Annotated in this window: 11 protein-coding genes; 8 read left to right on the forward strand and 3 right to left on the reverse strand. The window is 49.8% G+C overall.

Features of this window, described 5'->3' with window-relative positions; all coding sequences use genetic code 11:
- The first annotated feature begins 4 nt into the window (after positions 1 to 4).
- From alsC to WGC32_RS13595, 6 genes are read left to right on the forward strand one after another with little or no spacing between them, the layout of a single operon-like run.
- On the forward strand, positions 5 to 970 hold the full coding sequence (alsC, locus tag WGC32_RS13570; protein WP_191482649.1) for a D-allose ABC transporter permease: 966 nt from the start codon (positions 5 to 7) through the stop codon (positions 968 to 970).
- 23 nt (positions 971 to 993) lie between these two features.
- The gene (locus WGC32_RS13575; RefSeq protein ID WP_342682665.1) at positions 994 to 1,797 is read left to right on the forward strand and encodes a glucose-6-phosphate isomerase family protein; all 804 of its coding nucleotides are present in this window, start codon (positions 994 to 996) and stop codon (positions 1,795 to 1,797) included.
- A 19-nt stretch (positions 1,798 to 1,816) separates the two neighbouring features.
- Positions 1,817 to 2,449, forward strand: coding sequence for a 3-hexulose-6-phosphate synthase (hxlA, locus tag WGC32_RS13580; RefSeq protein WP_191482651.1), 633 nt, complete (start codon positions 1,817 to 1,819; stop codon positions 2,447 to 2,449).
- Positions 2,450 to 2,451: 2 nt separating this feature from the next.
- The gene (hxlB, locus tag WGC32_RS13585; RefSeq protein WP_342682668.1) at positions 2,452 to 3,021 is read left to right on the forward strand and encodes a 6-phospho-3-hexuloisomerase; all 570 of its coding nucleotides are present in this window, start codon (positions 2,452 to 2,454) and stop codon (positions 3,019 to 3,021) included.
- Between the two features lie 20 nt (positions 3,022 to 3,041).
- Positions 3,042 to 3,962, forward strand: a complete 921-nt coding sequence (gene alsK, locus WGC32_RS13590; RefSeq protein ID WP_191482653.1) for an allose kinase — start codon at positions 3,042 to 3,044, stop codon at positions 3,960 to 3,962.
- Positions 3,963 to 3,971: 9 nt separating this feature from the next.
- Entirely contained in the window at positions 3,972 to 4,646 is a 675-nt protein-coding gene (locus WGC32_RS13595) for a ribulose-phosphate 3-epimerase (protein WP_191482654.1), read from the forward strand.
- A 49-nt stretch (positions 4,647 to 4,695) separates the two neighbouring features.
- On the opposite strand, the gene WGC32_RS13600 is transcribed toward WGC32_RS13595, so the two are convergent.
- Both WGC32_RS13600 and WGC32_RS13605 read right to left on the reverse strand, forming a co-directional pair.
- Positions 4,696 to 7,179: a GDSL-type esterase/lipase family protein gene (locus tag WGC32_RS13600; RefSeq protein WP_342682671.1), complete on the reverse strand. Its 2,484-nt coding sequence runs from the start codon at positions 7,177 to 7,179 to the stop codon at positions 4,696 to 4,698.
- A 125-nt stretch (positions 7,180 to 7,304) separates the two neighbouring features.
- Entirely contained in the window at positions 7,305 to 7,679 is a 375-nt protein-coding gene (locus tag WGC32_RS13605; RefSeq protein WP_342682673.1) for a hypothetical protein, read from the reverse strand.
- A 289-nt stretch (positions 7,680 to 7,968) separates the two neighbouring features.
- On the opposite strand from WGC32_RS13605, the gene WGC32_RS13610 reads away from it, so the two are divergent.
- Positions 7,969 to 8,331, forward strand: a complete 363-nt coding sequence (locus WGC32_RS13610; RefSeq protein ID WP_191482656.1) for a BlaI/MecI/CopY family transcriptional regulator — start codon at positions 7,969 to 7,971, stop codon at positions 8,329 to 8,331.
- A gap of 2 nt (positions 8,332 to 8,333) precedes the next feature.
- Positions 8,334 to 10,403, forward strand: a complete 2,070-nt coding sequence (locus WGC32_RS13615) for a M56 family metallopeptidase (RefSeq protein ID WP_342682675.1) — start codon at positions 8,334 to 8,336, stop codon at positions 10,401 to 10,403.
- A 45-nt stretch (positions 10,404 to 10,448) separates the two neighbouring features.
- On the opposite strand, the gene WGC32_RS13620 is transcribed toward WGC32_RS13615, so the two are convergent.
- The gene (locus tag WGC32_RS13620; RefSeq protein WP_191510007.1) at positions 10,449 to 10,667 is read right to left on the reverse strand and encodes a hypothetical protein; all 219 of its coding nucleotides are present in this window, start codon (positions 10,665 to 10,667) and stop codon (positions 10,449 to 10,451) included.
- Positions 10,668 to 10,884 lie beyond the last annotated feature (217 nt).

The raw sequence follows: 10,884 nt of genomic DNA on the forward strand, positions 1-10,884 counted from the left end.
AGATATGAATCATAATTTGCAAAAAAAGCTTTCGCTTTATTGGGATAGATTTGGCACCCTGGTTATCCTCATATTGCTCATCTTTTTTATAGCGCTGTTTGGGCCTTCTCAGTTTATTTCTCCCAGTAACCTGGTGCAGATTGGTATTCAAAGCTCGATTAATATTATCATTGCCTGCGGAGAATTTTTCGCTATCCTGATTGCCGGTATTGACCTGTCAGTAGGCTCTGTCATGGGCTTGGTGGGGATGATTACCGCCAAACTGATCGTACTGGACATCATGCCCTGGTATGTGGCGGTATTGATAGGCATTTTGGCAGGTGCTTTGTGCGGTATTTTTAACGGGCTGTTGATTAACGTTACCGGCCTGCATCCCTTTGTCATTACCTTGGGTACCCAATCAATCTTTCGGGGCATTACCCTGATTGTTTCGAATGCAACCTCAGTTTATGGATTCCCTCAGTCCTTTAAGGACGCGATGGGAGGTTGGCTGGGAGACGTCATCCCCAGTACCATCCTGATTGCCCTTATCCTGGCTGCCATCCTGTGGTTTTTCTCATCTAAGACGGTCATGGGACGCAATATCTACGCTTTGGGCGGCAATAAAGAGGCCGCATGGTTTTCTGGCATCCATACAAAATGGTATACTTTGATCGTACATACCCTCTGCGGTGTTTGCTTTGGTCTGGCGGGCATCGTTTACACCGCCCGTATCGGCTCAGCGGAACCGCTGGCAGGCCAAGGCTATGAAACCTTCGCCATTGCCTCAGCTATCATCGGCGGTACCAGCTTCTTTGGAGGCCGTGGAAAGATCCCCACGGTAGTGGTAGGTGGCTTGATTATCGGTACCATCAATAATGGACTCAATATGCTGGGCGTCAGCTCTTACTATCAGCAGATTGTCACCGGTGCATTGATTATCATTGCCGTCACCGTTGACCGGCTGTTCAAAGGGAAATCTGCAAAATAAACAATGGGGAAAGAAGGAAAGAAATGAGACAGTTAAATTTTGGCCTGCCCATTTCCATTGATGAAAAAAACGGAGAAGTACGCCTTGGGAAGGATATCCTCTGTGAGAGCGCTGCGGCGAAGAATTTCAGCGGTATCAAGCATCTTGCCTACAACGAAGGGGAAGCGGATGACAATGAGCACTGCTATACATTTTACCAAAATATCTGGACAAGCCAAGATGCGCCGGTGTTCCAACAGCGGCAGATGACCAACGGGATCACTGTATTAATGCCGGGCTTAATGGGATATGAGTGCCGGAAAAACTCTGGCCACTATCATGGTTTGCCCCAGGGACATACCAGTACCCTGCCAGAGGTATATGAGGTGCTCTGCGGGAAAGCGGTATTTTTGATGCAGCAGTCCCGTGGTTTTCTGGATGAAAGGGGACCCTTACAGGTGGAACGGCTTCGGGCCTTTTTCCTTCACGAGGGAGAAAAGGTCGTGGTCCCTTCCTTTACCGCCCACTGTGTTATTAACGTAGGGGAAGGCCCTATGGCATTTGGCAACCTGTCGGTACCTTGTCCGCTCCACTATGAGCCCATTGGGAGGATGCATGGCTTCGGCATGTATCTTCTCAAGGTGGACGGACAGTTGGTCTTTGTCCCCAATAGCCGCTATAAGGACCTGCCCCAGTTAGAGATTGGGCGGCCTAGGGAATGTGGAAAATTAGGGATTCAATTTAATAAGCCTTTGTACACAGCCTATAAGGAAAATCCGGAGCAGTTTGAATATCTTTGGAATCCGGAACCATATGGGGATGCAATCGACACACTCTATGAGGGATAAAGGATAAGGAGGGAAAATGATGAAATTGCAGATTGCACTTGATTTGGTAGATACAAACACCGCCTTGAAAATGGTGGAAAAAATCCAGGACATCATCGACATTGTGGAGATCGGCACCCCCATGATTGTGAAAGAGGGAATGGCGCCGGTAAAGGCTATGAAGGAAAAGTTCCCCCAGGTGACGGTCCTGGCAGATGTCAAGATTGCCGATGGAGGGGCCATTGAATCCGGATATGCGGTGGATGCTGGCGCGGACATAGTCACGGTACTGGCCATCGCTTCCGACCAGACCATCATGGGCGCCCGAGACGCCGCCCACAAAGCGGGACGAGAAATTTATGTGGATATGCTCAGCGTTCCCGATGTGGTGGCGCGGGCAAAAGAACTGGACGCCATGGGGGTAGACTATATCGGCGTACACACCGCCTCTGATGTCCAGGGGCTGGGGAAAACCCCCTATGAAGAGCTGCGGCAGATCGCGGAAGTGGTCAAAAATGCCAAAATAGCCGCCGCGGGGGGGATCAACCTGGGGACCATTGGTAAGGTCAAGGAGTTGGGCGCGGATGTAGGCATTGTGGGCAGTGCCCTGACCAGCGCTCCCGACCTGCGCCAGGCAGTGGAGAGCTACCAGGCGATTATCAAAGGAGAATGAGCATGAAAGACTGCATAGAGACAAGCGTTGCCATTGCCAATGAGTTGGCGGAGAATTTGAGCAAGATTGATCGGGATGCTGTGGAAAAGCTGATGGAAGCCATTTTGGGAGCCAACCGGATTTTTTCCGCCGCCTGCGGGCGTTCTCTCCTGATGATCCGGGGACTGGCCATGCGGCTGATGCATCTAGGACTTACCTCCTATGTGGTTGGTGAGACCGTCACCCCAGCCATTGAGCCGGGAGATCTTCTTGTCATCGGTTCCGGCTCCGGGGAGACTAGCTCCTTGGTTTCCATGGCAAAAAGGGCCAAAGCTCTGGGTGTTAAGATCGCCCTCATGACCATTTATCCCGACTCTACCTTGGGTAAGCTAGCTGATATTGTCGTCCACATTCCCGGCGTCACTGGCAAAAGCGACAGGGAGAGCGGAGCGGTCTCGGTACAGCCGGGAGGCAATATGTTCGAACAGAGCATGCTGCTTTTTGGCGACGCCTTGGTGATCTGTCTGGCCGACCGGGCCGGGCTTCAATTGACAGACAAGTCCATCATGAAGCGTCACGCCAACTTGGAATAAAAGCAAAAGGAGGAGAATCCATGAAACCTTTTGCCATCGGTATTGACATTGGGGGGACCCACCTTCGTTTGGGGGCGGTCACTCCAGAGGGCCAGGTGGAACACTTCGAGAAAAAGTCCAGCCAAAACCTTCGGGAGGGGGATGGACCGGCCAACCTGATTGAAGATATCAGGCAATATCTAGCTCAGCACCAGCTGGAAGGCCAGGTGGAGGCGATCGCTATCGGTATTCCCGGAACGGTGAGTAAAGATAAGCGCCAAGTATTTAGCGCTCCCTATCTTTCCGGCTTTTCGGGAATTGAGTTAAAGCAGATATTGGAGCAACAGCTGGGCCTTCCGGTCTATCTGGACCGAGACGCCAATTTTCTACTCTATAGTGACATGTACTGCCACAAGGACATCATTGACACAAATAAGATGGAGATGCTGGTCGGACTCTATTTTGGATCAGCGGTGGCCAATGCGTTTTTTATCCACGGCAGCTTTTATGATGGCGCCAGCGGGGTAGCTGGGGAAATCGGTCACAATCCTCTTTATGGGCTGGAAGAAAGAGATGTCTGTGGAAACACTGGATGCGCCGGATTGCGGTGCGGCGGAAAATACTTGGAAAAAATTGCGGGCTTATATTATCCAGAGATTCCTTTTCACCAGATTTTTGAGAAAAAGAAGGAGGAAAGACGAATCCGGCAATTTGTAACCGACATGGCGATCCCCATTACCCAGGTGGCCAATATCCTGGATCCCGACCTGATTTTTGTGGCCGGAGGCGTCACCGATATGCCGGAATTTCCGTGGGATCTACTGGATGAAGCGGCCAGGGAACATATGCGTCATCCGCTGCCAGCAGAGTCCTGCAAATTGGTGTTCACACGGCACAGCACCCAAAGTGGTGTTTTGGGTGCTGGACTGTATGTGTTTTTCAAGCGCGCGGCAGAAAGATAGGAGGATTCTATGAAAGATTTACTAGCCCCATCCATTATGTGCGGTGATCTTTTAAACCTGGAGCGAGAAATCCGAATTTATGAGGAAGCCCAGGCGGATTTGATCCACTTTGACATTATGGATACCACCTTCACCAAGACGACGATGTTACCTCCCATGCTAGTCCCCATGATAAAAAGAGCAACCCAAATACCGGTAGACATCCATGTCATGGTGGACCGTCCGGAACGTTTTATCGACACCCTGCTCCCCATATGCAAAGACTGTTATGTAAGTATCCACGCGGAGGTTACCAAGGAACTGCAAAATCTCCTCAAGGAAATCAAGGCTGCGGGAGGAAAACCTTCCGTAGCGCTCAATCCCGGTACTTCCCTTTGTCTCATTGAAGAAGTAGCGCCTTTGCTGGACATGGCTTTAATCCTCAACTGTAATGCGGGTCACGGAGCAAAACAGGATATCAATATCCAGATGGAGGATAAAATCCGGAGAGCCAGAGCGCTTTTGGATCGAGCCGGCCGTCAGGATGCTATGCTGGAGGTCGACGGAAACATCTCCTTCGAAAACGCGAAAAAAGCACAGCGCTGTGGCGCTAATGTTTTTGTTTTGGGTACCGCCAGTATCTATCGACCGGACAGTGGTGTTGTGGAGAATATGCAAAGACTCCGGGAGCATCTGGCAAAGTAAAAGAGCATAAAAAGCAGGAGGCTTTTGCCTCCTGCTTTTTTATGTGCTTTTATTTACGCCGGGTCAGGGTGACTGCGGTAGCAGCTCCGAGAAGAAGAACCATGGCAACGATGGGATAAGCAATATCTCCGGTTACCGGGTTTTCCTTATCTCCACTGGTGGTATGCTGATTATCCTGCCCGTCTGCATCAGGCCAATGCCAATCGCTTTCGCTGCCGCCGGGAATGGATGGATGTTCATCTGGTTGCTGGGGTCCTTCCGGGGTTTCACCGCCGCCCAGTGCAGGAATGGCAAGCTGGATGGGGATTTCTATAGACTCGCCGTTCAAAGTAAGGGTAATGACACCAGTGATAGAACCAGGCTGGGTAGCGGTTGCTTCTGTCAGGGCAAAGTCTTCTGTCCACTGGGCAGAGATTAGCTCATTTTCGATGCATCCTGCTACCAGCGCCATCAGGGCATCCGCAGTGGTCTCGTTGGTGGCATCATACTGGGAAAGAGCCTGATTGGCAGCATCTGCTGCTTCCTGTAGGGTCTGGGCAGTTTCGCTGAAGTGCAGCACATATTCCTGATACCCTCTGCGATCCCCGGAGGTGACGGAGATGGTCACGGTTGCCGGCAGGGTATCGGAGGAAGTGGTGATATTAATCTGAGCATCCTTGCTGGTGGCGGTGGCAGTGATTTCAGGCATGATTTCGCCGCGGCCAAGGACAATGTCATAGGAATAGTCATCGGAGGAGAAATCAGCCAGCGCTTCGCCATCTAGGGAGATGGAAGCCAGTTCTGCGGAAGCTAGTCCGCGAATATATTTGGCAAACACCTCTGCGATAAGGGTGTAAGCTCCATCATTGGGATGGATGGTATCGGGGAACCACTCGGGATGCCCAGCGGAGAAGGAGTGCATATCAATGACATCCAGTCCCAATCCCTGACCGATTTCCTCAATGGTGGGGACAATTTCTTCATGGATATAGGTCTTTTGAGGTTCAGCGCCATAGCTTGTCATGGGCAGAGCTAAAAATACCTTGGGCTGAGAGGGAAGATTCATGTATTCCTGGGCCAAAGCGGTATAATCGCCTTTGAATTTATATCCTTCGTTTTCCCATACCCAGTCGATACCATCGTTGGTACCTAGCATGAGGATGACAATATCGGGGTCAAAGGCTTTGCCAAGCTCATAGCGGTCCACCTTCCGGTAGGAAAGCTGACCTCCATCGATAGCGTTAGATCCGCCCACACCAGCGTTGTAAACCAGGTAGTCATCGCCTAGGATCTGCTGGAGCTGTGCGGGATAGGAATAACGGTTAAAGTCGGAGGAACCATAGCCCTCCGTGATGCTGTCGCCCACACAGAGAACACGGATGGGCTGGGTCAAACGCTGAGCTTGCTCTGTTTTTTCTAACAGGATCGACCTATTAGAAACCAGAAGCTTCTGGATGGGGGAGAGCGCCTCATAGGCGTCATACACCTCGAGGATGTCCTCTTTGTTAGCCGGTGTTACAATTTCGGGCAGGCTGTCAATCTGCTCTTCTATGGCAGCTGCCGCCTCCTTGTCAGCCGCGCTGGCAGTCGAAGGGGTAAAGATCGTAACGGTATATTCTTTCTGTGTACCATTAGCGGCTGTTACGAGATAAGTGACCGGCTGGGAGAAATCCTGAGCCTGGCCGGAAGCTTTATCGCATACAGCGCCATCGGAGAGCTGGAAGGTGGGAGCAATATTGGTCAGATCGGTACCATCCTCCACGAGGAAATAGAAATTCTGGCTATCATCATACTGTGCAATACTGGATTCCACCGAGAGGTTGCTCAGTTCTGCATCCCAGGAACCGGTGGTGAGCTGTAGATTCTGGAACTGGACAATGGCATTGTGTCCCATGACGCCAACACGGCCATTGGTATACAACTGAGTAGTATCCAGATCCACAATTTCATTGAAAATTTCTACACCGCCGAAGGTGTAGCTAATTTTTCCGTCGTTATACTGTAGTTTAAAATGATAGGTTTTGCCTACTTCAGGAGTGATCCCAGCTTCCACAAATCTGTTTTTGGCCAGATCGCTGACCAAGCTGCCCTGCCAAGGATACTCAAAAATACGGAATTGCTGGGCCAAGGCGCCGGTGGAGAGGTCGAAATTGATACAATAGCCGCCGGTTGCGCCAGGATTTTCACTTTGCGCCTGAAAGATGACACCCATGGCAACGCCGGAAATCATGGTCATATCCCCCTCAAAGACAAAGGGACCATTGATATTCTCTCCCGCAATGGCAAATGCGTCGCTGGACATAGTGGCGCGCAGGCCATCCTTGGTTTCTGTCCACTGACCGCCGGCATAGGTCAGATCAGAGAGATTGCTGACAAAATTGCTCTCTTCTGGATACTCGGTCAGCATGGCGCTGTGATAAGTTACATCACTGTAAAAGGTGTTGAGGCCGAAATAACCGCCGGGAAGAACAACTCCCGACTGAGAAGCGACAAAAATGTCATTGAGATATGCCGAAAGGGTATCAGTACCGTCATAGTCAATGCGCAGGGTCATTTCGGTAAGACCCGCCTCCGCGGGGGTGAGCTGGCGGGACGTATCCCAGAAGCCGGAGCCGCCACCATTCCAGAAAATGCAGGAGTCATTGCGGCCCTTGTCCACATTGAGGCTATAAAAATGCCCTACTGGATTGGCTGGATCTTGAACGCGAAGATAATACCAGCTACCGTACTGTTGTCGTTGAGGGTAAAGGAAACTTCATAGGAAAACGGTTCTCCCGGAGTATAGGCCACATCGCTGAGGTAGTAGCCGTCGAGTCCCTTGTTGTTTCCTCGGATGCCATCGTTGGTTTCTTCCCATGTTCCCGTGACAGCGTGCCATCCGGTCAAATTGGTGGTAAATCCCTCTGGTGCGTCAGTTGACAGCGTTTTGTAATCGCTGTCAACAGCCTGATCCGCGGCGGGAACGTCGATGGCCCAGGCGCTGATGCCTGCGACCAGCGAGAGCGATAGGAACAAGGCTGTCAGTCTCGCCCAAATACTTTTCTTCTTCTCCAATTATCTTCCCGTCTTTTTAGAAAAATTGTGTTTAATACACTTATAGTAAGTATAAAATTTTTAGCAAATAAAATCGATTCAAGTAGGGTTTGTTTGTAATTTTTGTCAATATACGCAAAAACATTTTAATATTTTTTATATGTCCGAAAAATTGATGGAAAAAGTTGTCTGATTTTATTAAGTAGTCAGGACAACTTTCTCAGGCATATTGTACTGTTGACAGTTTGGTCTAATGATGATAGACTAAAATCGATGGGTCGAATGATATTAGACCGAAGGAGGAGAAAGAATGGAGCGGTACAAACTAGGGGAAATGGAGCAGAAATTCGCAGAGATGATCTGGGAACATGAGCCAGTCCCATCAGGGGAGCTGGTACGGCTATGCGAAGAAAAATTTCGCTGGAAAAAATCCACCACGTATACCATGCTCAAGCGGCTTTGTAACCGAAAAATCTTTGAAAACAGGGAAGGCACCGTCAGAGCCCTCATGAGCAAAGAGGACGTTCAGGCCATCCAGGGAGAAGAATTTTTGAAAGAGACGTTTGACGGATCCCTTCCACAGTTTTTAGCGGCGTTTACCCGGCGCAACAAACTAAGCGAAGAAGAAATTAGAGAACTGGAATCCTTGATTGAGGGGTATAAGGAGGGGTAAAGGTGTTGGAGCAGGTTTTCTTACAGGTGCTCAATATGAGCTTTACGGCAAGCTTTGTGATACTGTTTGTGTTGGTGGTTCGTCTATGCCTGAAACGGGCGCCTAAGATTTATTCCTATGGGCTTTGGAGTGTTGTCCTTCTCCGATTGGCTTTCCCTTTTTCTTTTGAAAGCGTGCTGAGCCTGCTTCCCACAAACGCGGAGCCAATACCAACGAATATTCTGGATTCCCCCACACCTGAAATCGACACTGGAATCCGATTGATCGACCAGGCGGTCAATCAGGCGCTTCCCGCCCCAGTGGAGGTAGGAGCCAGTGTCAGCCCCATGCAGGTGCTGGTATGGGCGGGAAGCCTCATTTGGATTGTAGGTATTGGAATATTGCTGATCTACAGCATGGTAAAATTGGCCATTTTACATAGGAATCTTCAATTTTCCATCCAAGACGAGGGAAACATTTATCTGGTGGAAGGACTGGAAACCCCCTTTGTCATGGGTCTCATCCATCCGCAGATATATCTTCCCTCCGGACTTTCCGACCAGGAAAGGCGCTATATCCTTCTCCACGAGCAAACCCACATCCGGCGAAAGGACCATATTGTCAAGGTTGTTGGATTTTTGCTTGTCTGCCTGCACTGGTTTAATCCTCTGGTATGGTTGGCGTTTTTTCTCAGCAGCAAGGATATGGAGATGTCCTGTGATGAAAGCGTCATCAAAAAGCTGGGAAGCGAAGCCAAGCGGGGCTATTCGGCGACCCTGCTGGCTTTGGCTACAGGACGAACCATTGTGGGAGGATCACCCCTTGCCTTTGGAGAGGGGAACACCAAGGGGAGGATTAAGAATGTGCTGGGTTACCGGAAGCCGGCCTTCTGGGCCGCTGTGGTGGCGCTGATTGCGGTTATTGCCGTCGGTGTGGGGCTGCTGACCAATCCCAGGGAAGAACAAGAGAACCCCAGCTCTTCCCAGTCGCAACTAGACATTGATACTATGTTGGCCTCTGTGGAAAATATGTACCAAGGATATAATGTGGAAATGGATGGAGACCGGAGTATGGGGGACAGGGTTTTGGCCGCTTTTCTGGTGCAGCTTCCTCCAGAAGGAGAAGGTGATCCTCCAGCCATTCTGGTAGGAGTAGACAAAGAGACAGGGGAAATATGGCAATATGGTGAAGAAGGGGAAGAATGGTTCGAGGCGACGCCCCATTTTAGTGAAGAGGCATTTATTCAAAACCTGTTTCAGAGTATTACCTTTGAGAACGGGACGGTAGCAATGACCATTCCCGCTGATATTCCGGATAGGTACCAGCTTTTTCTTCATGTCAGCGGTACAGCTCCTATGGGAGATGGGTCTCATATGTCGCTGCACGCCTTTGAGGGGGAGGAGGCAGACTCCTCCTGGGAACCAGGGAAAACCTATCAGCAGGAACTCTTTAGCGGCGATGTGATAGATGGGACGGAACTCTATTTTGACGTGTCCTTCACCTCGGAGAATGGGGAAGTTCTCTATGGTGATACGCTTACCTGGATTTTTGAGGGAGGCAAGCCGAAGGCGCCAGTTTCTCTGTGGGATACTTCGGTGCAGTTCATCTTGGAAAGTAGAACTGCGTCCCTAACCTACCGAGAGACGGATGGGAATACTTTTCAGCTTCAACTGGAGCTGCCAGAAGACTGGGAACTCAGACTCATATTACCCAATGAAACAACTTTGTACGCCCCTGTAGCCATTTACAGGGGGGATGAACAGATTGGAACCATCAGCTACTGCGATTTTGAGTTATATGAAGGAACAACGGCAGAGAATTTTTACCGTTCCGTTTATAATCAATTGATGTTGGGCTCCATGGTCAATTGGGACAACGAGTATACTCCGGTGACCCAGACAGAGACCACCTGTACCGCTACGGTGCAGATTTATCACCGGGAGGGGGACGCGTCAGGAGAGGTTTGGTACAATCCAGGCATTTTATCCTACAACACCGAGTTGCTTCGATATGTGGCTATCTCGATCAATGAAGGAGCGGCTAGCGATAGCCAGATACAAGAGATCGCCAGAAGCCTCACATTAACAAGATAAATCATAAACTCAAAGCGCACGGCAGAGAAACTGCCGTGCGCTTTCCTACGTATTGGGATGGTCGGTCATGTGATCTACGGTTTCGTCTTTTGCCAGAGGGATATCATAAATTTTAGAGTAGGATTCCGTTTCTCGCTTGGTTACCGGTGGTGTTGGCATCAGTCCGGTGCATTCGGTAGAAGACGCAACATCCATCATTTCTTCATAAAGCTCCTCTTCATCCACCGCATCATAGGGGCGGGGAGGATGATTGTTTTTCTTCATTGATAACACGCTCCTTTCACTTTAGTTTTTCCACAAGTATCTTTATTTAAGCTGGAAAAAAGAGCAAGCTTTTGAGACAAAAAGGGTTGCTTGTCTTTTGAAAGACCTGCTAATAAAAGTCAAGTAGAAATTTCAGATTTTTAGGGAGGCGAAAAAATGCAATACAAAATCAAGCCGCTGAGCATCTCAAAATTAAAACGGCGGCCAGCCAGATGGT

This window comes from Zongyangia acetica, assembly GCF_038739695.1.
GTDB classification, from domain to species: Bacteria; Bacillota; Clostridia; order Oscillospirales; family Ruminococcaceae; genus Zongyangia; species Zongyangia gallinarum.

Coding starts and splice junctions, on each gene's coding strand:
- alsC (WP_191482649.1), top strand. CDS start 5: ATGAATCATAATTTGCAAAAAAAGCTTTCGCTTTATTGGGATAGATTT.
- WGC32_RS13575 (WP_342682665.1), top strand. CDS start 994: ATGAGACAGTTAAATTTTGGCCTGCCCATTTCCATTGATGAAAAAAAC.
- hxlA (WP_191482651.1), top strand. CDS start 1,817: ATGAAATTGCAGATTGCACTTGATTTGGTAGATACAAACACCGCCTTG.
- hxlB (WP_342682668.1), top strand. CDS start 2,452: ATGAAAGACTGCATAGAGACAAGCGTTGCCATTGCCAATGAGTTGGCG.
- alsK (WP_191482653.1), top strand. CDS start 3,042: ATGAAACCTTTTGCCATCGGTATTGACATTGGGGGGACCCACCTTCGT.
- WGC32_RS13595 (WP_191482654.1), top strand. CDS start 3,972: ATGAAAGATTTACTAGCCCCATCCATTATGTGCGGTGATCTTTTAAAC.
- WGC32_RS13600 (WP_342682671.1), bottom strand. CDS start 7,179: ATGACCCTGCGCATTGACTATGACGGTACTGATACCCTTTCGGCATAT.
- WGC32_RS13610 (WP_191482656.1), top strand. CDS start 7,969: ATGGAGCGGTACAAACTAGGGGAAATGGAGCAGAAATTCGCAGAGATG.
- WGC32_RS13620 (WP_191510007.1), bottom strand. CDS start 10,667: ATGAAGAAAAACAATCATCCTCCCCGCCCCTATGATGCGGTGGATGAA.